Origin of the sequence: Paraburkholderia denitrificans (assembly GCF_042655705.1) — a bacterium.
In the GTDB taxonomy this organism is placed as follows: Bacteria; Pseudomonadota; Gammaproteobacteria; order Burkholderiales; family Burkholderiaceae; genus Paraburkholderia; species Paraburkholderia denitrificans.
The window spans coordinates 20,793-45,313 of the sequence record NZ_JBHSMP010000030.1; the positions used below are offsets into that span (position 1 = coordinate 20,793).

The following is a 24,521-nucleotide window of genomic DNA, read 5'->3' on the forward strand; positions in this document are numbered from 1 at the left end:
TCCTTGCTTTTTCTGTCACCACGGGTTGAAGCCTCTTTCGGGCCACCCCCGCTGATCCGGCGCGATTAAAAATGCTGCATGGCGCATTAACCAGATCTGACGTCCGGATTACTATAGACGCTCACGGCTCCACGTCATGGAGCCATTTCATTATTCCTGATGGAACCACTTGGCCATGGACATTTTGTCTGACTGGCTCTCGGCACAGCTCGACAAAGACAGCGCCGAACCGGCCTACCGCCAGCTCCTGCAACTGATGCAGCAGGCCATCCTGACCGGCCGGCTCGCGCCGGGCACGAAGCTGCCCAGCTCGCGCACGCTCGCGCTCGACCTCGATATCGCGCGCAATACGGTGCTGCATGTCTACGACCAGTTGAGCGCGGAAGGCTATGTGATTTCGAGCACCGGCAGCGGCACCTATGTCGCCGACACGCGGCCCGATTCCGCCGCCGTGGGTCTGCGCCCGCCCGCCGGGGCGAACGCGTCGGCCGAGGCCGGTTCCACGACAGCGGCCGCGGCCTGCCCGCGCGGCGACATGTCGGTGCGCGGGCAACGGTTGATCGACGAGGCCGGCGTTTCGGCGAAGCAATGGGGAGCGTTCATGCCGGGCGTGCCGGACGTGGCCGAATTTCCGTCGCGCACCTGGAGCCGCCTGCAGTCGCGGCTGTGGCGCTCGGCCAGCCACGATCTGCTCACCTACGCGCCCGGCGGCGGCTACCGGCCGCTGCGGCGCGCGTTGTCGGACTATCTGCGGGTCGCGCGTTCGGTGCGCTGCTCGCCCGACCAGATCATCATCACGACCGGCATCCACCAGTCCATGGACCTCGCCGTGCGCCTGCTCGCCGACGTCGGCGACCGCGCGTGGGTGGAAGAGCCATGCTACTGGGGCGCGCGCAGCGTGCTGCAGTCGTCGGGGCTCAAGCTCGCGCCGATTCCCATCGACGACGAAGGGCTCAATCCGGGCGAAGCGGACCTGTGCGAGCCGCCGCGCATCGCGCTCGTCACGCCGTCACATCAATATCCGCTCGGCATGGTGATGAGCCTGGCGCGGCGGCGCATGCTGCTCGAATACGCACGCCAACACAAGGTGTGGATCATCGAAGACGACTACGACAGCGAATTCCGCTACGGCAGCCGCCCGATCGCCTCGCTGCAGGGCCTCGACAATGCGGACCGCGTCATCTACGTGGGCAGCCTCGGCAAGATGCTGTTTCCGGGCCTGCGCATCGGCTACATGGTCGTGCCCGAGCGGCTCGCGGCCACGTTTCGCACCGGCGTCGCCGAGCTGTATCGCGAAGGCCAGCTCATGCAGCAGGCCGTGCTCGCGGAATTCATCATGGACGGCTATCTGACCTCGCACGTGCGCCGGATGCGCACGCTCTACGGCGAGCGCCGCCAGTTGCTGATCGACGCGGTGACGCGCCATTTCGGCGATGCGCTGCCCGTGATGGGCGACGAAGCGGGGCTGCATTTCGTGCTGGGCCTGCCCGAGCACTGCGACGACCGCGCGGTCACCGCGGACGCCCTCGACAACGGGGTGATCGTGCGTCCGCTCGCGTCGTATTACAGCCGCACACAGGAGCGCAAGGGCATCTTGACCGGCTATGCCTGCGTGCCGCACGAGCAGATCGACCCGGCCTTCGCGACGCTCGCGCGCGTGATCGAGGAACACGCATTTACGCGCGCGCCGCACGCGTTGCGGCGCACGGCGTAAAGCGTCTCGCACGCCGTACGCCGCCGTGCGCATCTGCCGCCGTACGCTTTATTTCAGCCCGAAATCGACGCGCGTGGTGGCGCCCTTGTCCTGAATGCCCTTCGCGTCGAGCTTCGGCGCGACGATGAACACGCGGCTCGGATCGACCTTCCCTTCGAGGTACTGCTGCACGGCCTGCGCGCGTTTTTGCGCGAGCTCGCGCAAGGCCGCTTCGTCCACCGGCGCGTGCTCGGCGAGCGCCTGTTTCATGTCAGCGTCGGGCAGCGTCTTCGTCAAGCCGATCAGGTTGTGCGGCTTCTTGAAGTCCGCCGACTTGTAGGCCTTGGTGAGGTATTTCTCGTATTCCTTGTCGTCGACCTTCACCTCCGATGGGTCCACGCTCTCGCCATTGCCCACCGTGTCCTTCACTTTCTGCAGGTGCACGAGGCGATCGACGTACCGGTCGCGCAGCGCGGGCGTATCGATCGCCGGATCGACGCGGCCGATCAGGTCGAGCTTGATCGACGGCTTGTCGTCGAGCGCCTTCACGATCGTGTCGAGCTTCTTCGTGTCCGCGTCGCTGAGCGTGGCCGTGCCCGGCGCGAATTCGACGTAGCCGAGATCCTCGCCGCCGCCGCCGAATGCGTTCGCCAGCAGCGAGAATGGCGCGGTTACCGCCTTCTCGATCAGGTGCAGCACCGCCGTCCAGATCAGGCTGCCAAGGCTGAAGTCGGGATTCGCGAGCGAGCCCGACACCGGAATGTTCACGTCGATCTCGCCCGCCCGGTTCTTGAGCAGCGAAATGGCGAAGCGCACCGGCAGCTTCGTGGCCGTGGTGTTGTCGACGTGATCGCCGAACGTGAGCTGGTCGATAAACAGGTGGTTGTTCGCCGTGAGCTGATCGTTCGCGAGCTGGTAGTGCAGATCGACGTTCAGCTTGCCCTTCGTGATCGGATAGCCCGCGTACTTCGCCGAGTACGGCGTGAGATTCGTGAGTTCGATGTCGTGCGCGCTCGCGGTGATGTCGAGCGACGGTTTCTCGATGAGCGGATTCACCGTGCCCTTGATCGTGATCGGACCGTTCGGGACGAGCTTCGCGGCGACGTCGACGGGCGCGGGCGTGGTCGATTGCGTGCCGATCGCGCCTATCCTGCCCCGGATCTGCACGAGGTCGGCGGTGTAGTTCGGTTTGATGAAGTTATCGGTGTAATTCATGCTGCCGTCTTGCAGCAGCAACTCGCCGATGTGCAGCCGCACCGGGTTCTTCGGCGGCTCGGCTGCGGTGACCATGGCAGGCGCCGACGCCGCGTGCGGTGCGGATGCCGTCTGCGCTGCGGTGGCCTGGGTGGTGGCCTGGGTGGTGGCCTGCGCGGTGGCCGGGGTAGTGGCCTCGGCGGGCGCCGACGCTTGCGCAGGTGCGCCCGCAACGCTCGCCGCCTGCGGCGAGAGCGGCACCGGTTCGTGGCCGCCGTGCGCCGCGGCGCTCGTGTCGTGCGTGAGCGATTGCGCTTCGCCGGTCTGGTGCGCCACCACGTCCTTGAGATTCAGCCTGCCCTGCGCATCCAGCAGCACGCGGCCGTAAAAGCCCGCGAACGTCACGCGGCTCGCATCGACGTCGGCGCCGTGCGTGTCGTCGAAGCTCGCCTTGAGGTTCGAGAACGCGAGCGAGCGCCAGCCCGCGAACCGGCTCGACGTGGCCTTGTCGAGCATGCGCACGTCGACGAGCGCCGCGTCGCCGCGATAGTTCGCCCGCGTCCCCTTGCTCTGCTCGAACGCCAGTTGGCCCTTCATGTTCAGCAGCGCGCTCGCGATCACCGCGTTCAGCTGGCTGCCGAAGTACGGCTCGAACGCGGCGGCGTCGAGCCGGTTCGCGTCGATCTTGAGCGCCGCCTTCAGCGGCGTCGGGCTCACATCGCCATTGAGCGCGAGCGTGCCCTTGCGGTTCAGCGTCGCCTTGAGTTCGACCGGCAGCGCGTGGCCGAGGTCGTCGCTGATCTGCTGCACCTTCAGGTCGAGCGGCGTGATGGCGAGCTTCACCGGGCGCGGCGTGGTGCTGTCCGTGAAGTTGACCGTGCCTTTGTTGAGGTTCAGCGCGTCGATCTTGTAGTGCCAGGCCGGACTCTCCGGCGCGGACTTCTGCGCTGCATGATTCGCCGCATGAGTCTGCGTGTGATTCGCTGCATGATGCGGCGCGGCTTCGTGGCCGCCCGCCAGTTGCATGAGATTGATGCTGCCGTCCTTGCGGCGCTCGGCGTTCACGACGAGGCCGGTCGCATCCACCGACGCGATCTGCGCGGTGTGCGCCGCGAGATCGACCTGATTCACTTTCACGACGCCCTGCCCGAGCGCGATGGCTGGCGTCTTCTCGCCGCGCGCCGCCACCTTGAGCGTTTCCAGGTTCAGCGTGCTGTCGCCGACCACCACGGCGGCGGGCGACTTCGACCAGTCGGCGGTGATCGTCGTGTCGAGGCCGAGCTTGCCGTCGAGGATCTGCGCGCCGCTCACGCTGTCGAGATACGGCTGCTTCGGCGCGAGTTGCACGCCTTGAACGTCGATTTTCGCGTCGGCGGTCTTCGCCACCATGCCGAACGAGCCCGTGGCCTTCACCGTGCCGCCGTCGTTCCCGGACATGCCGAACGTGTATTGCGCGGGCGTCTTTGCCGTGGTCGAGAAATTCGCGAGCGTGACGTCGAGGTTCGAAAACACGTTGTCGACCGGACGCGATGCCGCTTCGTCGTGCAGGTGCACCGTACCGCCGTTGATCGCGACCTGGCGGATCGAGAGATCGAGCGGCGCGGCCTTTGCTTCGGCGGGCTTCGCTGCCGCTTCGGAAGCCGCTGGCGGCGTTGCAGCCGCTGCGCCGCTGGCTGCATTCGGGCCGCCCGCGAGCTTCTCGACGCTCAGCGCGCCGCTCTTGTCGCGCGCGATCCAGACGTTGGGCGCATCGAGGCGAATCTCGTCGAAGTGGAAGACGTTGCTGAGCGGCGCAAGCGACGCCGCCGCGACGTGCAGGCTATGCGCGCCGAAGAACGGCGCGTTGGCCGAGTCGGCGGTATCGAGGTCGTTCAGATCGGCGGTGCCCGACACGCGCAGTTCCGGCTTGTCGCCCGCCATCACGAAGTTGAGTTTGAGATCGGTCGAGAGCTTGCCGCTCTTCACCTGGATCGGCAGCTTCGTCGGTGAGTAGGTGAGCAGGCGCGGCACGTCGAGCGAATCAAGCTTCAGCGCCACCTCCGACTCGCGCGACGCCGCGAACGGCTTGGTCTTGCCATCGAGGGCGAGCGTGCTGTTGCCGTCGATACGCGCGCGCAACAGCGGCTGGACGAAGATATCGGTCTTCGACGGCAGCGTCGCAATGAACGGAATGCCGAGCGTGAAGCGGTCGATGACGTGCTTTTCGTTGAGCAGGCGGTCATCGAAGGTGATCTGGCCGTTTTCGATGCGGATATTGGAAACCGAAAACGGCGTCGGCTTGCTGGCCGGTTGCGAGGGCTTCGAGAACTTCTCGATCAGGTCGGTGAAGTTGAAGCGCTGCGCATCGAACCGCACGATGTTGACGCGCGGGGAGTCGAGATGCACCTGGTCGACAATGGGCGCGGCACGGAATATCGACGACCACGAGGGCTGGACGACGAGACGCTCGACGTCGACGAAATCGCCGTTGCCGCTGCGCTCGCCGATATGCACGCGGTCGGCTTCGAGGCGCAGCGTGTACGGATTGAGCGCGATGCGGCCGATGCTGACCGGACGGTCGAGCTGCTTGCTCAACTGCTGGGCTGCGATGTGACGGATGAGCGGTGGCGCGGCGAAAAAGCCGAGCAGCCCAAATACAACGAGGAAGATCAACACGCCGGTCAGGATGTGCCGGGTGCGGGGTGCTCGCGCGACGGCGCGGACCGATTGCAGCGAAGAATTCAGAGGACCTTTGTTGAGACTTGCCATACTCGCTTGCCAGTGACGCGGCCGCAAACCGGCCGTATGTAATAGGACTGGAATGACGATCGAAGACCCCGACAGGCGAAAGTATAGGCCGATGGGGTGACTCGCGTCAGGAGAATGCCGCGGTGCACGAATACGCCGTGATGAGACAGGGCCTGAAGGTGGCGCGCGCGCTGGCGTTCGGGTATTCAGGCGGCGGACTGCCGGCTGCGCGCCTCGGCTGCGTACGTCAGCGACGCTCGACTACGGGCGGCTGCCAGCTGCCGTCGACGGCCGTGTGCTTCGGCGCGTACAGGCGCATCACGAGCCGGAAGTCGCCGTGCGGTGCGTTCACCCAGTTCGCGACGCCGCGCGGGCGCTCCGCGGAAACCTGCACGTCGAGCGAGCCGTCGCGGTTGCGCCGCGCGCCGGTGCGGTCGCCGAATGCCACGCGCACGGGCGCGTGCGCATCGAGTGCACCGTCGGCCGTATACGCCGTGATCGACCAGAAGCCGCGCACGGGCGGCAGTTGCTTCGCCGTGAAATGGATCACGTAGCGGTTCGCGCCGTTGAGCGGATGGCCGTCGCTGTCGAGCGACACGCGTGCGCGGACCTCATCGGAGGTCTTCGGCAAACCCGGCTGCATATACGCCGCATAGGCGCGCAGCGCGTAGTCCGGGCCGTAGTCGCCCGCTTCGTCGCCGACCCACAGCCAGCCGTTGCCCGCCAGCAGATTCGACGGCGGCGTCGCGACGCGCGTGCGGCCGTCCGCGTAACCGGCCGCCGCCGCGTCTTTCGCGTCGCTCGGAAACTGCACGGCGTCGCCGGGACGCACGCCGATATCGGCCAGAATCTTCAGCGCGTGCGAATCGTCGGGCGTGCTCGGGTTATCGCTCAGCGACTGCGAAAGACGATCGAAAAAGGCGTTGGCGTCGAGCGACGCGACGCGCGAGGCGGGCGTACCCGGCGCGACCGGATCACCGCTCTGGCTCGCACCCGTGAACGCCGGTTCGGCGCCGTGCCCGCCATGCTCGTCCCAGGTCGAAAGCGGCGCGACGCGGATCGCGCGCTGCAGCTTGCGCGCCGCAGCCAGATCGCCGCCGCCACGCGTCTCGACGCGCGCGAGGAACCAGACATAGCGCGTGGCCACCTCGATGCGCTGCGCGCGCGCGGGCAGCGTGCCCTTCCAGCCTGCCGGCACGAACGCAATCGTTTGCGCTTTCAGGCCACCGCCATGCTCGCCGACCTGCGTCCCCGTGGACCACAGGACGTTCGTCCACATGTCGAGCGCACGCGCGTCCATATAGCGGCCGCGCGAATCCGGCAGACTCACGAGCACGGGCCCGCTGTCGAGATCGAGCCAGCCGGTCGAGCCGAGCGTATCGAGATTGGGTTCGGGCGGCTTCGAGGCGCCCACCGGAGGCAGCGACTGCGCGTGGCGCAGCGTGTTCGGCGCGGCCTGCCCTGGCGCGTTGCCCGTTGCCGCTTCGCGCGACACGTCCATCAGGACGAGCGGAAAGCCGAAAACGTAGGAATCGGACACTTCGTCCCTCACCCACCCGGTGTCCTTGGGCGCGACGCCCGGCGCTGTCGCGCATCCGGCAAGGATGGCGAGGCCTGCAAGCGCAAGGCAGGTGCGGGAAAATGAATACGCTTGACGTTTTTTTGTCATTTGTAGATTTTGTGTGCGAGGCAGACGGTCCGGCAGCCGACGTCGACGTGTCCCCGACGATGCGCGCCGTCCCCCCTGGGCCGTGCATTTTTGCGCTGCGTTGTGAGAATGACGCCGGGTGGTATCGTATCGCTCGCGCCACGGCATGAAAAGCGTTCTATATGCATTTCTGCGTGCAAGTCCGCGCGCCGCACTACGAATCGCGACTGGCCGACGCTCTCAGGAGACCTATTGCATGTACGTACCCGCCCATTTCGAAGAAAACCGCCGCGACGTGCTCGGCGCGCTGATCGCCGCACAGCCTTTCGGCTCGCTCGTCACGCATGGCCCCGCCGGACTCGACGCGAACCATATCCCCTTCGAATTCGAACCGGCCAACGGTCCGTTCGGAACGTTGCGCGCGCATGTGGCCCGCGCGAATCCGGTCTGGCAGGAAGCCGCCGCCGCGCCGGATGCACTCGTCATCTTCCAGGGCCCGTCGGCCTACGTTTCGCCGTCGTGGTATCCGAGCAAGCACGAGACGCATCGTCAGGTGCCGACCTGGAACTATATCGTTGTGCACGCACATGGTCGCATCGTCGTCCATGACGATGAGGATTACGTGCGTGGCGTGGTGGCGCGGCTCACGCGCAAGATGGAAGCGGGCGAGCCGGTGCCCTGGAAGATGGGCGACGCGCCTGCGGACTACCTGACGCAGATGCTCGGCGCGATCGTCGGCATCGAGATCCCGGTGACGAAGCTCGTCGGCAAGTGGAAACTCAGCCAGAACAAGGCCGCGGCCGATGTCGACGGCGCCGCCACGACGCTCCTCGCCCGCGAAGGCGAGGCGCAGCGCGCGGTCGGCCAGGCGATGCTCGACGTGGCGGCCAGCCGCAAATAACCGGGTGAAACAAGCAGGCGCGCGACGGCGCTGGCCCGCCCCGCGTGCGACATGATCCGGAGCTGAATTCAAAAGCGGCGAGAAAATTCGCGAATTCAACTTAAAAGTCGCACTTCGTAGATATTTTTGATTTCACGCACTGGATTCTTCACAACGAAACGTAATTGAACAAAATTCGAGGGGTGCGTCGAAAAACCAGTCTTGACCTTCCCATCACTGGAACGTACATACTGCGTGACGTTGAAGTAAACCATTGCGTCAGAGCCAGCCATCATGAACGAACCTCTCGTTGAAGAGCGCCCCGACACACGCGTCGCCGAATTCGAAATTCACGGCATGACGTGCGCCTCGTGCGCCACCCGCGTCGAAAAAGCGCTCGCCAAAGTGCCGGGCGTCGCGCGCGCCTCCGTCAATCTCGCCACCGAAAAAGCCACCATCGAAGCGCAAGACGGCGTCGCGCCGGAAGCGCTCGTGAGCGCCGTCGAAAAGGCCGGTTACGAGGCCGTGCCGGTCGCCACCGAAACCGCCGCCTTCGCCATCGGCGGCATGACCTGCGCGTCGTGCGCCACCCGCGTCGAGCGCGCGCTCGCGCGCGTGCCCGGCGTCGCGGGCGCCACCGTCAACCTCGCAACCGAACAGGCCACCGTCAACCTGCGCGCGCCGCTCACGGGCGACCTGAGCGATCAGCTCGTCGCCGCCGTGAAGAAGGCAGGCTACGAAGCGACGCCGCTCGCAACCGAAGATTTCGCCGCAGCCAGCCAGGAAGCCGACGCGCGCAACGCCGCCGCCCGCGACGCCACGCGCCGCGAATGGCGCGCCGTGCTGATCTCCGCCGTGCTCACCGCGCCGCTCGTGGTGCCGATGTTCACCCGCGGGTTCGGCATCGACTGGATGCTGCCTGCCAGCGTGCAGCTCGTGCTCGCGTCGATCGTGCAGTTCGGCTTCGGCGCGCGCTTCTACCGCGCCGCCTGGCGGGCCCTGCGCGCGGGTGCGGGCAACATGGATCTGCTCGTTGCGCTCGGCACGTCGGCGGCGTGGGGCGTGAGCGTCTACGCGATGCTCGCGCATCCGGGCGAGGACGCGCATCTCTACTTCGAGGCGTCGGCGGTCGTCATCACGCTCGTGCGCTTCGGCAAGTGGCTCGAAGCGCGCGCGAAGCGCCAGACCACCGATGCGATCCGCGCACTCAACGCGCTGCGCCCCGACCGCGCGCGCATCCGCGAAGACGGCGTCGAGCGCGAAGTGCCGCTCAACGCCGTGCGCGTGAGCATGGTGGTCGTCGTGCGTCCGGGCGAGCGGCTGCCGGTGGATGGCGTCGTGCTGGAAGGCCGCACCCACATCGACGAATCGCTGATCACCGGCGAGAGTCTGCCCGTGGCCAAACAGCCCGGCGATCCCGTCACGGCGGGCTCGATCAACGGCGAAGGCGCATTGGCCGTGCGCACCACGGCCATCGGCGCGGAAACGACGCTCGCGCGCATCATCCGGCTCGTCGAGAGCGCGCAGGCGGAGAAGGCGCCGATCCAGCGGCTCGTCGACCGCGTGAGCGCCGTGTTCGTACCCGCGATCCTCATCATCGCGGCCATTACACTCGTGGGCTGGCTCATCGCGGGCGCGTCCGCCGAAACCGCGATCCTCAACGCCGTCGCGGTGCTCGTGATCGCGTGCCCCTGCGCGCTCGGACTCGCGACGCCTGCCGCGATCATGGCGGGCACCGGCGTCGCCGCGCGCCACGGCGTGCTGATCAAGGATGCGGAAGCGCTGGAAACCGCGCACAACGTGAGCGTGGTCGCCTTCGACAAGACCGGCACGCTCACGCTCGGCCAGCCGTCGCTCACGGCATTCGAGACCGCCGATGGCGTCGTCCGCGCCGCTGCGCTCGCAAGCGCAGCCGCCGTACAACAGCAGAGTGAGCACCCGCTCGCCAAGGCGGTGGTGAAGGCGTTCCAGGCGCAGGCACAAGGCGCGGCCCTGCCCGCCGCCTTACATGCACGCGCCGTGCCGGGCCGCGGCGTGGAAGCGGAAGTCGACGGGCGGCGCTACGCACTCGGCAGCGGCCGCTGGCTGGATGAGCTTGGGCTTGCGGTTCCGTCCGAACTCAAGGCGCGCGCCCAGGAACTCGAAGCGGCGGGCAACACCGTCTCCTGGCTGATCGGTGCGGGCGCAACCGGTGAACCGGACGCGGTGCTCGCCCTGCTTGCCTTCGGCGACACGGTCAAGCCGAGCTCGCAGGAAGCGATTGCGCGCCTGAAGACGATGGGCATCCGCAGCGTGCTCGTGACGGGCGACAACGCGGGCAGCGCGGCGGCCGTCGCGGCGCAGCTCGGCATCGACGACGTCCATGCGCAGGTGCTGCCCGACGACAAGGCCCGCACGATCCGCGACCTGAAGATCCGCACGGGCGGCATCGTCGCGATGGCGGGCGACGGCATCAACGACGCACCGGCGCTCGCCGCCGCCGATATCGGCATCGCGATGGCCACGGGCACCGACGTCGCCATGCACGCGGCGGGCATCACGCTGATGCGCGGCGACCCGGCACTCGTTGCGGCCGCAATCGACATTGCGCGGCGCACGTGGCGCAAGATCCAGCAGAACCTGTTCTGGGCGTTCGTGTACAACCTGATCGGCATTCCGCTCGCGGCCTTCGGCCTGCTCAACCCGATGATCGCGGGTGCGGCGATGGCGTTCTCCAGCGTGAGCGTCGTCACCAATGCGCTCTTGCTGCGGACCTGGCGCGACAAGCGCTGAAGCCGCGCGGGACTGTAACGGACGGCGGCGGGCGCATTTCGTGCCCGCCGCCGTAAATCCTTTGCGGATCAGCGTGTTGTGCGGGATGCGGACAGCTTGTCCACAGGGCTTTCCACGAAAAATGTGGACAACCCGCCGAGCTTCGCAACCGACGCCTTCAGGCGCGGCAGTGCCGGGAAATATGCTGCGCTTCAGGCTGCGCCGTGCTCGCGGCGCAGTGCCCACGCAACATTCCTTGCGCATCAGACACTTAGGTCCGATGTCCCAAACTTGCCCACAACCCTTTCCACGATTTCTGTGGAAAAGTGCCGCGTAGCCAGGCACGCCGTGCCTGTCGCGCGGCTTCGGCGCGTCATCCTTTACGCATCAGGCACTTAGGCTCGCTATCCCAAGCTTGCCCACAAGCCTTTCCACGAAAACTGGGGATAATTCCGGCGCGCACCGTGCCTCAGTGCCCCGGCTGCTGCTGCACGGGCGGCGTGTACTGCGCACCGCCGCCCGGAGCGGGCTCGGTGTCATCAGGCGTCGGAGTCGGCGCGAGCGCGGGCGCCTGTGACGGGAACGGCGACGCCGCAGGCGGCGCGCTCGCCGGTCCGATGATCGGCGGCACGCCCGGTTCGTACGGCTGCGGTGCAGCGGACGGCGCCGAAGCACCCACGGCCCCCGAAGGCGCCGCTTCCGGCGCTGGCGCCGGTGCCGATGCGGGTGTCGGCGCGGTCTCCGGCGCAGATGCCGATTCAGTACGCGGCGCGTGAACCGGCGCGCGTTTGACCGGCGCCGCAACCTTCGGCTTCGGCGCAAACAGCACGTCGATCCAGGCGCTGAGCTTCGTGCGGAACGTATCGAACGCGCTCGGCGCCACTTCGGTATCGAAGCGCGCGTGCGAATCGACAATGCGCGCGCGCAACGCGCGCTGGAAGAAATCGCCGACGATCGGCAGCGCGCTGCGCGCCCCCTGCCCCCAGTAGTCGTCCAGCGTCACGCGGCCGTCGTCGAATCCCACCCACGCGCCTGCCACGAGCTGCGGGTTCATGAGGATGAACCAGCCGTCCGTGTTGCCCTGCGTGGTGCCGGTCTTGCCCGCGACATCCGCGTGGATGCCGAAGCGCGAGCGTATGCTCGACCCCGTGCCGCGATTCACCACGTCGCGCATCACGTCGATCAGCGTGCGGTCGGCGGCCACAGAGAGCGCGCGCTCCGGCGACGCGCTCGGGAATTCGGCAAGCACTTCGCCATGCTTGTCCTCGATGCTCGTGACCATGCGCGGCTCGATGTACTCGCCGTCGTTGGCGATCGTGCTGTACGCCGACACCATTTCCTTGAGCGTCACCGGGCTCGTGCCGAGCGCGAGCGACGGCACCGGGTCGAGCCGGCTGTCGCGCACGCCCATGGCGCGCGCAAGGCGCGCCACCTTGTCCGGGCCGACCTCCTGCATGACCTGCGCCGTGATGCGGTTACGCGAGAAGGCAATGCCGTCGCGCAGCGTCATCGGCTTGTTGCTCGGCGGCACGTCGTCGTCCGGACGCCAGATCTCGCCGCCCGCGAGCGTAATTTCGACAGGCTGGTCGATGAAGGTATCGGTCGGCTTCGCGCCGCCCGCAAAGGCCGCGCCGTAGACGAACGGCTTGAACGTGGAGCCCGGCTGACGCCGCGCCTGCTGGACGTGATCGTAGGGCTCGCCCGTGAAATCGCGGCTGCCGACCCACGCCTTGATCTGGCCGTTGCGCGGATCGATGGCGAGGAAGCCCGCCTGCAGTTCCGTCTTGTCCTTGCACAGCGCGTGCATGAACGCGCGATCGGCCGCAAGGTGCTTCACGGCATCCGCGTCGCTCGCGCCCGCATCGCGCGCCGTCTTGTAGTCCGGCGTCTCGCGCATGAACGTCCTGAACAGCTCATTGCCCGGCGTGCAGCCGTTGCGGCCGCTCCACGCGCCGTTGGCGATGCCCTGCAACTGGTTCGCGTGCTGCGCGAGCGCCGCCGTCGCCATCGCCTGAAGACGCGCGTCGATCGTCGTGTGCACAACGAGTCCGTCCGAATACACGTTGTAGTCGTTGCGGTCGGCCCACGCGATCAGCCATTTGCGCAACTGCTGCGCGAAGTGCGGCGCCGGGCCGGGCGGCTCGGTCTGGCGCTCGAAGTCGAGGCGCAGCGGCTTTCTGGAAAGCGTCGCGTCTTGTGCGGGCGTGAGCTTGCCGTACTTCACCATCTGCCCGAGCACCGTGTTGCGCCGCGCGAGCGCGCGCTCGGGGTTCAGCACCGGGTTGTAATAGGCGTTGCCCTTGAGCATGCCGGTCAGCGTCGCGCTTTGCAGGATGTCGAGTTGATCCGCCGACACGCCGAAATACGTGCGCGCCGCCATCTCGATGCCGTAGGCGTTGTAGAGAAACGGCACCGTATTCAGGTACGTTTCGAGAATCTGCGGCTTGCTGTAGACGGCCTCGATCTTGAGCGCCGTGATGGCTTCCTTGATCTTGCGCGTGAGCGTCGGCGCGCGGCCGATCTCGTCGGGATAGAGATTGCGCGCGAGTTGCTGGGTGATCGTCGAGCCGCCCTGGCGCTCGCCCGAGAACGTGTGCAGCGCGGCGCCCGCCGTGCGCTTGAAGTCGATGCCGTGGTGTTCGTAGAAGCGGTGATCCTCGGTCGAGATCAGCGCGTCGACCATGTGCGGCGAAATCTCGCTGAGCGACACCCATTCGCGATTCGACGGCTTGAATTCGGCGAGCAGCTTGCCGTCGGCGGAGAGAATCTGCGCGGGCTCATCGACGCGCGCCTTGCGGATATCGCCGATGCTCGGCGTAAACGGGATCAGCACGAGCACGTAGAGCACGACGAGCGCGGGCACCGCGGCCATCGCGTACAGCACGCCGCGCCGCGTGGGATGCCGCAGATGATGCAGCGCGCGGGCGGCGAAGGGCTGCAACCGGGCGCTCGTGGAAACCGCAGTGGGCCTCAGGCGGGCAGACCATTTCGCGAGTTGATCGCGGACAAACGACACGAAGCGCTTCACGCGGGCAAGGGATCGGCTGGAAAGCGTGCATCGTATCAAAAATCTGCGCGCCTTCCGGCGACAGGCCCCGCGCAGCCGGTGTTCGGCGCCGAACCGCAACTCGCGCCTCAGTAATATTTCATTTCGATGAAACGTTTATTCCAGATTCTGGAATAATCCTGTCCAATCACAGGCAGTTTTCTGGCGGCGCTTAATTCTTACACTCCTGACGCTGTTTCAACCAAAACGGAAACCATCAGGAGTCTATCCGTGAAAAACAAGATTTCGGCCGCCGCGACGGCCGTCGCCGTGGGTACCGCCTTCGCCACTCTCGCACCCGCTGCCCATGCGCAAAGCTCGGTCACGCTGTATGGCCTTATCGACGCCGGCATCGCCTACACGAACAACGTGAACGGCAGCGGCCGTGTCGCCATGCAGAGCGGCAACATCAGCGGCAGCCGCTTCGGCCTGCGCGGCAGCGAAGACCTCGGCGGCGGCCTGAAAGCCATCTTCGTGCTCGAGAACGGTTTTAACGTCGGCAACGGCGCGCTGGGCCAGAGCACGTCGAACGCGAGCCGCATGTTCGGCCGTCAAGCGTTTGTCGGCCTGACGAGCGACACGTTCGGCTCGGTCACGGTGGGCCGTCAATATGACAGCATCGTCGAGTTCGTCTCGCCGCTCTCGGCCACGTCGGGCACGTTCGGCGACTCGGGCTTCGCCCACCCGTACGACAACGACAACCTCCAGCACACCGTCCGCTTCAACAACTCGGTCAAGTACACGAGCCTGGACTACAACGGCTTCAAGTTCAGCGGCATGTATGCGTTCAGCAACAACACCGGCTTCGCCGTGAGCCGTGCCTACAGCGCGGCCGCAAGCTACAACTACGGCCCGCTGGGTGTCGCGGCCGGCTACCTCCAGACCAACGGCTCGGGCCTGAAGTCCGGCAGCAACTTCGCGAACACCGGCGGCGCAGTCGACCAGGGCGAACTCAAGCCCACCGCCAACGGCAACAATCCCCTCACGTCCGACGTGCAACGCACGGTCGCCGCGGGCGTGCACTATGCGTTCGGTCCGGCTGCCGTGGGCTTCGTCTATTCGCACAGCCAGTACCAGGGCACGAATGCATTCGGCCTGAACGGCGGCTCGGCACGCTTCGACAACTACGAAGTCAACGGCGTGTACACCGCGACGCAGGCCCTGAAGCTCGGCGTCTCGTATGCGTACACCGACGCGCATCTGAACGGCCCGACCACGTTCGGCGCCGATCCGAAGTGGAACCAGGTGAACGCGATTGCACGCTATTCGCTGACGAAGCGCACCGAACTCTACGGCGAAGCCATGTACCAGCACGCGACGGGCAACAAGAACGTCGCGGTCATGTACAACGCAGGCGGCTTCTCGTCGACGGCCAACCAGGTGATGTGCGCCGCCGGCATCATGACGCGCTTCTAAGCCGCTTCTAAGCCGCTTCCAGGCCGCTTCCACGCGCGCTTCCAAGCCGCTTTAGCGCCCGTCCTCTGGCCCACCTTGCGAGGTGGGCCAGATGCGTTAACGGCGCGATGCCTGACCGGGACAGCCCGTCCCGGCAGGCTTATTCCGTTGGCCGGATCATCTGGAACATTTCTCCGATGGCCGCGTAATCGGCGCGATACCCCGCGCGCATGACGGGCTGTGCCGCGTGCGTGTCGAACACGCCATCCCTGAGGTACTCCTCACGAATATGCACGCCAACCACCTGGCCGAGCGCGAGCCAGTTGTCCATCGGCGTGCCGTCTATCGTGTTCAGCCGCACGACCCGGATCAGCCTGCATTCGAGCGCGGCCGGCGATTCGGCGACATGCGGGACGTTCACGTTGCGCCCCGGCGCGGGCGTGAGGCCCGCGAGCGCGAATTCGTCGATATCGGCGGGCACCGGAGCCGAGGATGCTCAGCGGCGACTATGCCCATTGGATCGTCGCGTCACGCACTGTCTTGAACCAAGACACACACATGGCCCGGGTTCCGTCAAGCCGACAAACGAGGCGCTCGGGGCTCCAGGACGACCCGGATCAACGGAAGCCAAGCGCAAACAAAATAACGGCCGAGCCCCATTGACTGACACTATAGGTGGTGTATACGATGCCGACATCAACAATATGTCGTATCCACCGGAGAATCCATGGTGTCAAGCCCTCTACCCGCTTCCAGCCGCGTGGACACGCCCGCGAGCGCCCAAAACGCCACGCCCGATCGCAACGATCGCAACAATCGCAATCCACAAATCGAAGTCCAGTCCTCGATCGACGAGTATCTGGAGCAGCAGGACTGGCGCGTCAACGCCAATGCGAACCAGGGTTATTCGCTCGGCGGCCTGATTCTGAATGTGTCGGGGAAGGTCGTCGCGAACTACTGGCTCAGCCATATCTATCCGCAGGCTGTTGGGCAGGCGCACCGCGATGCCGATCTGCATATTCACGATCTGGATATGCTGGCCGGATACTGCGCCGGATGGTCGTTGCGCACGCTACTGACAGAAGGTTTCAACGGCGTGCCGGGCAAGGTGGAAGCCGCGCCGCCGAAGCACATGTCGAGCGCGGTCGGCCAGATCGTCAATTTTCTCGGCACGCTGCAAAACGAATGGGCAGGCGCGCAGGCGTTCAGCTCATTCGATACGTACATGGCGCCGTTTGTCCGCAACGACAACCTGTCCTATGGCGAAGTCCGCCAGCACATCCAGGAACTGATCTTCAACCTGAACGTGCCTTCGCGCTGGGGTACACAAACGCCGTTCACGAACCTCACGTTCGACTGGGTGTGCCCGGAAGATCTGCGTGAGCAGGTCCCGCTGATCGGCGGAAAGGAAGTGTCGTTCACCTACGGCGAGCTGCAGGCCGAGATGGACATGATCAATCGCGCGTACATCGAAGTCATGATGACGGGCGATGCGAAGGGTCGCGCGTTTACCTTCCCGATCCCCACCTACAACATCACGCCCGACTTCGACTGGCACAGCCCGAACGCGAACCTTCTGTTCGAAATGACCGCCCGCTACGGGCTGCCTTATTTCCAGAACTTCATCAATTCGGAACTCAAACCCAACATGATCCGCTCGATGTGCTGCCGGTTGCAGCTCGATCTGCGGGAGTTGTTGAAACGCGGCAATGGGCTGTTCGGTTCCGCCGAGCAGACGGGTTCGCTTGGCGTCGTCACCATCAATTGCGCCCGTCTGGGTTACCTGTACGCAGGCGACGAAGCCGCATTGTTCCAGCGTCTGGACGAACTGCTCGAGCTGGGCAAGGTCAGCCTGGAAATCAAGCGCAAGGTCATTCAGCAACATCTGGACAACGGGCTGTTTCCCTATACCCGACGTTATCTCGGTACGCTGCGCAACCACTTCTCGACGCTCGGCATCAACGGCGTCAACGAAATGGTGCGCAACTTCACGTTCAATGCGCACGATCTCACCAGCGATTGGGGACATGCATTCGCGGTGCGTCTGCTCGATCACGTGCGTGCGCGCATGCTCGCGTTTCAGGAAGAAACCGGGCATATGTACAACCTGGAAGCCACGCCGGCTGAAGGTACGACGTATCGCTTCGCCAAGGAAGACCGCAAGCGTTTCCCGGAAATCCTGCAGGCCGGCACGCCGGACATGCCGTACTACACCAACTCGTCGCAACTGCCGGTCGGCTTCACCGACGATCCGTTCGAAGCCCTGGAGCGTCAGGACGAATTGCAGCGCAAGTACACGGGCGGCACGGTATTGCACCTGTACATGACCGAGCCGCTCTCGAGCGCCGACGCATGCCGCACGCTCGTCCAGCGCACGCTCAACCGTTTCTCGCTGCCGTACATCACGGTCACGCCGACGTTCTCGATTTGCCCGAAGCACGGCTACCTGGGCGGCAGCCACAAGTTTTGCCCACGATGCGATGAAGAACTCATTCAACGCAAACTTTCTCAACTCGAACCCGCTGGAGTCTGAACCATGACCGCAATCGCTCAATCCGCAGAAGCCCGTCACGCCGCTATCACGCTGTCCGACGAAGAACGTCAACCGTGCGAAATCTGGACGCGGGTCATGGGATATCACCGTCCCGTGTCGTCGTTCAACACGGGCAAGAAGGGCGAATTCCACGAGCGCAAGTTCTTCAGCGAACACGAGGCATCGGTTGCAGCCTGAGCTCGCATCGCCAGACGTCGAACCTGGTTCGAAGCAACCCCGCCCGCTCCGCGTGGGCGGGGTTGTGCCGTTCACCGCGACCGACTACCCCGGCCAGCTTGCCGCAGTCGTATTCGTGCAGGGCTGCCCCTGGCGCTGCGGCTATTGCCATAACCCGCATTTGCAGCCGCGAACCCGCCAGGGCGCGGTTCAGTGGGACAGCGTCATGGACCTGCTCAAGCGCCGGGTGGGTTTGATCGACGGCGTCGTATTCAGCGGCGGCGAACCGGCAACCGATCCTTCGCTTGGCCGTGCCATCCGCGAAGTCAGGCAGCTCGGGTTCAAGGTCGGCATGCATACCGCAGGCACGCATCCGCAGCGGATCAAAGAGGTCTTGCCGTTACTGGACTGGGTCGGCATCGATATCAAGGCAACCTTCGACAACTACCCGCGCATCACGAAGAAACCGGGCAGCGGCAATCGCGCACGCGCGAGCCTCGAAGCCGTGCTGGCGAGCGGGATGGATTACGAATGCCGCACCACGTTGCATCCCGAGCTGCTGCCCGAAGACGAAATATTGCGCCTTGCGCAGACGTTGTCGGCGATGAACGTGAAGCAGTACGCGCTCCAGATCTTCCGCACCAACGGATGCAATGACAACGGCTTGAATGCCGCGTCGTTGGCGGGCTACCCTGGCAACGACGTCGTGGCGCAGGTTGAAGCGCTGTTTCCCACCTTTACGCTTCGCCGCGGATAAAACCGCACCGATGTTTATCCGGAGTTTAAGCGGGCCGCGATGTCATCGCGGCCCGTTTGCGTTGCCCTAAAAGCAAATGTCCCGAGACTGGCTCGGGACATCAATAACTCATACGCCGCATCCGTCGCGTGTGCGGCAGATGCCAGCCTGGAAGCTAGCCGCGCTTATTGCGCACGCAACGTCTTCGCGGCGGCGACCATATTGGTAAGCGCCGGAATCACCTCGGCCCACTGACGCGTCTTCAGACCGCAATCCGGATTCACCCACAGACGCTGCGCCGGAATGCGCTCGGCGGCCTTCTGCATCAGTTGCACGATATGCGCGTCGCTCGGGATGTTCGGCGAGTGGATGTCGTACACGCCCGGCCCGATTTCATTCGGATAGCGGAAATTGTCGAACGCGTCGAGCAGTTCCATATCGGAGCGCGAGGTCTCGATCGTGATGACGTCCGCATCCATGTCGGCGATCGAGGCGATGATGTCGTTGAACTCCGAATAGCACATGTGGGTGTGGATCTGCGTTTCGTCCTGCACGCCGTTCGCGGCGATACGGAACGATTCCACGGCCCAGCCCAGATACTCGGCCCACTGCGCGCGGCGCAGCGGCAGCCCTTCGCGCAGCGCGGCCTCGTCGATCTGAACCACGCGCACGCCGGCCTTTTCGAGGTCGAGCACTTCCTCGCGGATCGCAAGCGCAAGCTGGTAGCACGACACCGAACGCGGCTGGTCGTCGCGCACGAAGGACCAGTTCAGGATCGTCACCGGCCCGGTCAGCATGCCCTTCATCGGCCGGCTCGTGAGCGACTGCGCGTAGGTGATCCACTCGACCGTCATCGCCTTCGGACGGCTGATGTCGCCGAACAGAATTGGCGGCTTCACGCAGCGCGAACCGTACGACTGCACCCAGCCGAACTGGCTGAACGCGTAGCCGTCCAGTTGTTCGCCGAAGTATTCGACCATGTCGTTACGCTCGGCTTCACCGTGCACGAGCACATCGAGGCCCAGCTTTTCCTGCTCGCGCACGCTGCGCTCGATTTCGGCACGCATCGCGACCTGGTAGCCCGCGTGATCGAGCGCGCCGCTCTTGAACTGGCTGCGCGCCTGGCGGATTTCCGCCGTCTGCGGGAACGAGCCGATCGTCGTGGTCGGGTATGCGGGCAGCTTGAGGAGCGCGGCTTGTTTCGCTGCGCGCTCGGCGTAGCCGTTCTGACGATGGCCGAGTTTCGCGTCGATGCGCGCAAGCGCTGCCTTCACCGCCGGGTTGTTCACGCGCGGCGAGTTGCGGCGCGCCGCGATGGCGGCTTCATTTGCGGCGAGTTCCGCAGCGATCTTGTTGCGGCCTTCATTGAGCGCGGTGGCCAGCAGCTTCACTTCGTCGAGCTTTTGCAACGCGAACGCGAGCCACGAGCGGATTTCCGGATCGAGTTTCTCTTCGCTCGCGAGGTCGACCGGCACGTGCAGCAGCGAGCACGACGGCGCAATCCAGAGCCGCTCGCCGAGCTGCTTCGCGAGCGGTTCGAGCCATTCGAGCGTCGCCGTCAGGTCCGTCTTCCAGATGTTGCGGCCATTGATCGCGCCAACCGACAGCACGCTCTGCTCGGGCAGCTTGCGCGCGGCGAGCGCGACTTCTTCGCATGCATTGATCCCGTCAATATGCAGACCGTCGACCGGCAACGCGCACGCGAGGTCGAGATTCTCCTTGAGCGGGCCGAAATACGTCGTGAGCAGCAGCTTGACGCTGCGCTCCTCGAAGCCTTCATACGCGGTCGCGAACGCCGCGCGCCACGCAGCATCGAGTTCGGTCACGAGAATCGGCTCGTCGATCTGCACCCACTCGACATCCATCACGCGGCAATAGTCGAGCAGCGCGCGGTACACCGGCATGATGCGCGGCAGCAGCGCGAGCTTGTCCGAATCGTCCTTGGCCTTGCCGAGCCACAGGTAGGTCAGCGGCCCGATGATGACGGGCTTCGCTTTCACTCCCTGCGCACGCGCTTCGCGCAGTTGTTCGAGCAGATGGGACGTATCGAGGTTGAACTGCGTATCGGCCGTGAATTCGGGGACGATGTAGTGGTAGTTGGTGTCGAACCACTTCGTCATTTCGCCCGCTGCCACGCCGCCGCAGCATGCGGCGTGCTCTTCGGCGCCCTGGGCCGAACGCCCGCGCGCCACGCGGAAGTAATTGTCGAGCTTGTCGCCGTGAAAGCCCTGCACGCGCTCCGGCAGGTTGCCGAGCATGAAGCTCATGTCCAGCACCTGGTCGTAGAACGAGAAGTCGCCCACGGGCACGAGATCGAGCGATGCCTGGCTCGCCCAGTTGCGCGCGCGCAGATCGGCGCCGAGCGCCTTCAGTTCGTCGCGCGAGGATTCGGCCTTCCAGTAGCGTTCGAGGCCGAACTTGAGTTCGCGTTTTGCGCCGATGCGCGGAAAGCCGAGATTATGTGTAGTGACCATGTGCGCTGCCATCCGTAGGAAAAGTACTGAAAACAAAGCGGAGTGGCTGCGATGATAGAGGTATCGGTTAATGAAATAAAATGGCATTATTTCATTTATCCATTAGTTTTATTCATTCGAGAGTTCATCATCGGTTGCCATGCTCGAACGCATTCATCTCGTCATCGTCCGCGAAGTCGCGCGCCAGGGATCGCTTACGGCGGCCGCCAGCACGCTCTTTCTCACGCAATCCGCGCTGAGCCATACGGTCAAGAAAATCGAGCAGCAGCTCGGCACGCCCATCTGGGACCGCGAAGGCCGCAGCCTGCGCCCCACGCAGGCGGGCCAGTATCTGCTCTCGCTGGCCGAACGGCTCCTGCCGCAGTTCGAGCTCGCCGAGGAACGCATGAAGCAATATGCCGCCGGCGAGCGCGGCACGCTGCGCATCGGCATGGAATGCCATCCGTGCTATCAGTGGCTGCTCAAGGTGGTGTCGCCGTATCTCGCGCGCTGGCCCGATGTCGACGTCGATGTGAAGCAGCGCTTTCAGTTCGGCGGCATTGGCGCGCTGTTCGGCTATGACGTCGACGTGCTCGTCACGCCCGATCCGCTCAATCGTCCGGGCCTGCGTTTCGAGCCCGTGTTCGACTACGAGCAGGTGCTGGTCGTGGCGGAAGGCCATCGGCTTGCCAACGTGCGCTACGTGAAGCCCGAGCAGCTTGTCGACGAGACGCTCATCACGTATCCCGTGGAAACGGACCGGCTCGATATCTACAACCAGTTTCTGCGCCCGGCGAGCATCGTGCCGCGCCGTCACAAGACGATCGAAACGACCGACATCATGTTGCAGATGGTGGCCAGCCATCGCGGCGTGGCCGCCCTGCCCCGCTGGCTCGCCGAGGAATACGCCGACCGCATGCCGCTCGCCATCGTGAAACTCGGCAAGGAAGGCATCGCGAAGCAGATCTTTCTCGGTACGCGTGAGGCAGATGGCGCGGTCGATTATCTGAGATCGTTCGTCCAGTTCGCGCGGGAGTCGAACTGGCAGGCGTCCCGCATGCGGCGCTGAAACCTCGTTGTGCACCGCACTTTTCCACAGCGCACTTATCCACAATTTTCGTGGACAGGGATGTGGACAACCTGGGCACATCCCCGCCAGACCGCTGATGCAGAACACTTTTTTGGGGCACTGACAGATTTGTGCAGTGCGGCGCTTTTGCCGCGCTTTTGCCGTGCGTCTTGCGCCGCTTGTGGTCGCTTACGGTCGCTTACGGTCGCTTACGGTCGCTTACGGTCGCTTACGGTCGCTTGTGGTCGCTGGTATCGCGCAGCCTTCACGCGCGCGAACTGTGCGTCGTCCTTGTCGTGGCCGCGCGAGCGCACCCATGCAAACAGGGCCGGCTCTCTGTCGAGAGCCGGCCCTGTTTGGCGGACTTCAAATTTGTTTGGCGGACGAATCCGGTGCTGTGAAGCAAGTGGCTTGCACCGCCTCGAACCGCCCTTTTGCGCGCTTGTGCTTGCTCGTGCGACTTAGCCGCGCGGTACGCCGAACGGCAGGTAGTGCGAGCGGCGGATGCGCTCTGCTTCGCGTGACCGTGCTTCGTACGAATAATCCGAATCCATCGGCAGATACGGCGAGGCGAAGAGATCGCTCACCTTTTCAAACAGTGCAAGGACAAAGCTCATGGCGACTCCCGGTTAGTTGAACGATCAGGGTTTTCCCTAAGACAAGGCCATTATAGGGTTTTCCCTGACAGACTGCTAGTGCGGCGCAGCAAAAAAACTGCGGCGGCCTGCCACAGGGCGCAAGTGCTCATGGTGCGCCGCATCAATGCAGCGCACCATCGTCTTCCAACTGGGGTCGAAATGCGTTTATCGGCTCACGGGGTGTGCACGGTGGCCGTGCGCCGCCGCACGTCGGGTGCGGTGTGTGGCACTGGGCGCAGCGGGACGGGCGACGCTTTGCGGGACGGCCTGCGCGGCGGATGCTTCAGCGGGCTGCGCCGGTAGTCGCGCCAGCGCGGCAGCGAACGCCGCTTGCTGCTCCTCCATCATCTGAGTGAGGCGCTGCTGCTGGGCGCGGGCGTCCGCAGCAACGCGCGAGAGCATGACCGTCTGTGCGATAGCGGCGGCCACGGTGACCACCAGCGCGACCACCGCCGCGCCGAGCATCCACCGCATCCGGCGCGACAGATCCGCAGACGCACGGCGCTGGCTGGCGATCAGGCCATCGAGCGCATCGACGGTGTTCGGGGATGCCGTGGCCCGCGCATGGTCCGGTTCGGGTCGCACCGCACGGGCTGTGTCGGCGGTTGCTGGTACGGTTGCCGCAGCCACGCGCGCGACAGTCGCGGTGGCGTTGCGGGTCTCGGATGCTTTACGACTGCTGCCCGGTGAGGTTTCGGCGTGCGGCTTGTGCCCCGGTACAGCAGCCTCGTTCGCGCCGGAGCCGGGCGTGTCGCTGGTGGTAGCGGTAGTGGTTGCAGTTGCGGCATCGGCAACCACCGCTTGTGCCGCCGTCCAGCCGCCCTTTGGCCGCTGCGCCGCCGTGGCACGGGCCGTACGCATCTGCGCGAGTACCTGGCCCGGCAACATCGGTTCCGCAACGGGCGCCTCTACCTGGGCCGGGACAGCCTCCGGCACGTTCGCCACAGCGGCAACATCGCTCTCGACGGTGACAACGCCTCGCGCCACATCCGTTGCTGGAGCAACCACTTCTGCCGCGCGTTCGTCGCCAGGTTTGCCGTCGGCAGGCAACGACTCCGCGGACTGCGACGCTACGGCAAGCTCACCCGGCACGCCCTCGCCTCCCTCTCCAGACGGCGAACGCTCCTCGGCGGCCGCCACGCCTTCCGTCCGCGCAATCGTGCGTGACACCTCAACCTTCTCTTCGACAGCAGCCACAGGGAGCGCCTCGGCAGGCTGCGCGGCCTCGCCCGCCTCGTCCACCGATCGCACCGGCTGCAACCGCTTCACACGGCTCGACTTGCCCCGGTGGCGTCCGGTCTCCACCGTCTGAGCGGGCGAATGCGCCGGATCGCCGGAAAAAAGATCGAGTGTGTTCTCGTCGCGCTGCGACTCGCCCGGCTGCGCGGGCGGCTGAGCCTCGCGTGCGGGCTGGTGCGCGGAATCGGAGGGGATGGACGATGGCCGACGTCGCTTCGACGGCGCACAACGCGCCTCACGTGCGGAGCTCAGGGATGCGGTATCTGCGTTTTCTGCCATGAGGGATTCGAGGCGCCTGGCGCCGCGCGACGGCTGGTCCGGTCCGTCGCGCAACATCCTCGT

Annotated in this window: 14 protein-coding genes and 1 pseudogene; 8 read left to right on the forward strand and 7 right to left on the reverse strand. The window is 65.3% G+C overall.

Features of this window, described 5'->3' with window-relative positions:
• The first annotated feature begins 175 nt into the window (after positions 1 to 175).
• Positions 176 to 1,714 (forward strand): MocR-like pyridoxine biosynthesis transcription factor PdxR, encoded by a 1,539-nt coding sequence (pdxR, locus tag ACFPTO_RS20560; RefSeq protein WP_377714244.1) that lies wholly within the window; start codon positions 176 to 178, stop codon positions 1,712 to 1,714.
• 48 nt (positions 1,715 to 1,762) lie between these two features.
• Here pdxR and ACFPTO_RS20565 read toward each other — a convergent pair whose 3' ends face one another.
• Together ACFPTO_RS20565 and ACFPTO_RS20570 are read right to left on the reverse strand one after the other, a co-directional pair.
• Complete coding sequence (locus tag ACFPTO_RS20565; protein ID WP_377714246.1) at positions 1,763 to 5,635, reverse strand: DUF748 domain-containing protein; 3,873 nt, start codon at positions 5,633 to 5,635, stop codon at positions 1,763 to 1,765.
• A 226-nt stretch (positions 5,636 to 5,861) separates the two neighbouring features.
• A complete protein-coding gene (locus ACFPTO_RS20570; protein ID WP_377714248.1) occupies positions 5,862 to 7,283 on the reverse strand; it encodes a DUF1254 domain-containing protein in 1,422 nt (473 codons plus the stop codon).
• Between the two features lie 235 nt (positions 7,284 to 7,518).
• Between ACFPTO_RS20570 and ACFPTO_RS20575 the strand changes: the two genes are divergently transcribed.
• Together ACFPTO_RS20575 and ACFPTO_RS20580 are read left to right on the forward strand one after the other, a co-directional pair.
• Positions 7,519 to 8,163, forward strand: a complete 645-nt coding sequence (locus ACFPTO_RS20575) for an FMN-binding negative transcriptional regulator (RefSeq protein ID WP_377714250.1) — start codon at positions 7,519 to 7,521, stop codon at positions 8,161 to 8,163.
• A gap of 273 nt (positions 8,164 to 8,436) precedes the next feature.
• Positions 8,437 to 10,914 (forward strand): heavy metal translocating P-type ATPase, encoded by a 2,478-nt coding sequence (locus ACFPTO_RS20580; RefSeq protein ID WP_377714252.1) that lies wholly within the window; start codon positions 8,437 to 8,439, stop codon positions 10,912 to 10,914.
• Between the two features lie 448 nt (positions 10,915 to 11,362).
• Here the strand turns inward: ACFPTO_RS20580 and ACFPTO_RS20585 are convergent, their stop codons facing one another.
• On the reverse strand, positions 11,363 to 13,960 hold the full coding sequence (locus ACFPTO_RS20585) for a penicillin-binding protein 1A (protein ID WP_377714254.1): 2,598 nt from the start codon (positions 13,958 to 13,960) through the stop codon (positions 11,363 to 11,365).
• Between the two features lie 210 nt (positions 13,961 to 14,170).
• Here ACFPTO_RS20585 and ACFPTO_RS20590 point away from each other — a divergent pair, with 210 nt between their 5' ends.
• On the forward strand, positions 14,171 to 15,355 hold the full coding sequence (locus ACFPTO_RS20590; RefSeq protein ID WP_377714256.1) for a porin: 1,185 nt from the start codon (positions 14,171 to 14,173) through the stop codon (positions 15,353 to 15,355).
• Positions 15,356 to 15,494: 139 nt separating this feature from the next.
• On the opposite strand, the pseudogene ACFPTO_RS20595 reads toward ACFPTO_RS20590, so the two are convergent.
• Positions 15,495 to 15,827 (reverse strand): annotated as a pseudogene (locus ACFPTO_RS20595) (flavin reductase family protein); the annotation flags it as partial.
• Between the two features lie 234 nt (positions 15,828 to 16,061).
• Between ACFPTO_RS20595 and ACFPTO_RS20600 the strand changes: the two are divergent.
• The 3 genes from ACFPTO_RS20600 to ACFPTO_RS20610 are packed head-to-tail and all read left to right on the forward strand — an operon-like array spanning position 16,062 to position 18,801.
• Positions 16,062 to 17,867 carry a ribonucleoside triphosphate reductase gene (locus ACFPTO_RS20600; RefSeq protein ID WP_377714258.1) on the forward strand — a complete coding sequence of 602 codons (1,806 nt, stop codon included), beginning with the start codon at positions 16,062 to 16,064 and terminating at the stop codon, positions 17,865 to 17,867.
• A gap of 3 nt (positions 17,868 to 17,870) precedes the next feature.
• The gene (gene nrdD, locus ACFPTO_RS20605) at positions 17,871 to 18,065 is read left to right on the forward strand and encodes an anaerobic ribonucleoside-triphosphate reductase (RefSeq protein WP_296657029.1); all 195 of its coding nucleotides are present in this window, start codon (positions 17,871 to 17,873) and stop codon (positions 18,063 to 18,065) included.
• A 52-nt stretch (positions 18,066 to 18,117) separates the two neighbouring features.
• Positions 18,118 to 18,801: an anaerobic ribonucleoside-triphosphate reductase activating protein gene (locus ACFPTO_RS20610; RefSeq protein WP_377714260.1), complete on the forward strand. Its 684-nt coding sequence runs from the start codon at positions 18,118 to 18,120 to the stop codon at positions 18,799 to 18,801.
• Positions 18,802 to 18,965: 164 nt separating this feature from the next.
• On the opposite strand, the gene metE is transcribed toward ACFPTO_RS20610, so the two are convergent.
• Complete coding sequence (metE, locus tag ACFPTO_RS20615; RefSeq protein WP_377714262.1) at positions 18,966 to 21,254, reverse strand: 5-methyltetrahydropteroyltriglutamate--homocysteine S-methyltransferase; 2,289 nt, start codon at positions 21,252 to 21,254, stop codon at positions 18,966 to 18,968.
• A gap of 139 nt (positions 21,255 to 21,393) precedes the next feature.
• Here metE and ACFPTO_RS20620 point away from each other — a divergent pair, with 139 nt between their 5' ends.
• Positions 21,394 to 22,302: a LysR family transcriptional regulator gene (locus ACFPTO_RS20620; protein WP_377714264.1), complete on the forward strand. Its 909-nt coding sequence runs from the start codon at positions 21,394 to 21,396 to the stop codon at positions 22,300 to 22,302.
• Between the two features lie 461 nt (positions 22,303 to 22,763).
• On the opposite strand, the gene ACFPTO_RS20625 is transcribed toward ACFPTO_RS20620, so the two are convergent.
• Together ACFPTO_RS20625 and ACFPTO_RS20630 are read right to left on the reverse strand one after the other, a co-directional pair.
• On the reverse strand, positions 22,764 to 22,919 hold the full coding sequence (locus ACFPTO_RS20625) for a hypothetical protein (protein WP_377714266.1): 156 nt from the start codon (positions 22,917 to 22,919) through the stop codon (positions 22,764 to 22,766).
• 186 nt (positions 22,920 to 23,105) lie between these two features.
• Entirely contained in the window at positions 23,106 to 24,458 is a 1,353-nt protein-coding gene (locus ACFPTO_RS20630; protein WP_377714268.1) for a hypothetical protein, read from the reverse strand.
• Positions 24,459 to 24,521 lie beyond the last annotated feature (63 nt).

Coding starts and splice junctions, on each gene's coding strand:
- pdxR (WP_377714244.1), top strand. CDS start 176: ATGGACATTTTGTCTGACTGGCTCTCGGCACAGCTCGACAAAGACAGC.
- ACFPTO_RS20565 (WP_377714246.1), bottom strand. CDS start 5,635: ATGGCAAGTCTCAACAAAGGTCCTCTGAATTCTTCGCTGCAATCGGTC.
- ACFPTO_RS20570 (WP_377714248.1), bottom strand. CDS start 7,283: ATGACAAAAAAACGTCAAGCGTATTCATTTTCCCGCACCTGCCTTGCG.
- ACFPTO_RS20575 (WP_377714250.1), top strand. CDS start 7,519: ATGTACGTACCCGCCCATTTCGAAGAAAACCGCCGCGACGTGCTCGGC.
- ACFPTO_RS20580 (WP_377714252.1), top strand. CDS start 8,437: ATGAACGAACCTCTCGTTGAAGAGCGCCCCGACACACGCGTCGCCGAA.
- ACFPTO_RS20600 (WP_377714258.1), top strand. CDS start 16,062: ATGGTGTCAAGCCCTCTACCCGCTTCCAGCCGCGTGGACACGCCCGCG.
- nrdD (WP_296657029.1), top strand. CDS start 17,871: ATGACCGCAATCGCTCAATCCGCAGAAGCCCGTCACGCCGCTATCACG.
- metE (WP_377714262.1), bottom strand. CDS start 21,254: ATGGTCACTACACATAATCTCGGCTTTCCGCGCATCGGCGCAAAACGC.
- ACFPTO_RS20620 (WP_377714264.1), top strand. CDS start 21,394: ATGCTCGAACGCATTCATCTCGTCATCGTCCGCGAAGTCGCGCGCCAG.
- ACFPTO_RS20625 (WP_377714266.1), bottom strand. CDS start 22,919: ATGAGCTTTGTCCTTGCACTGTTTGAAAAGGTGAGCGATCTCTTCGCC.
- ACFPTO_RS20630 (WP_377714268.1), bottom strand. CDS start 24,458: ATGGCAGAAAACGCAGATACCGCATCCCTGAGCTCCGCACGTGAGGCG.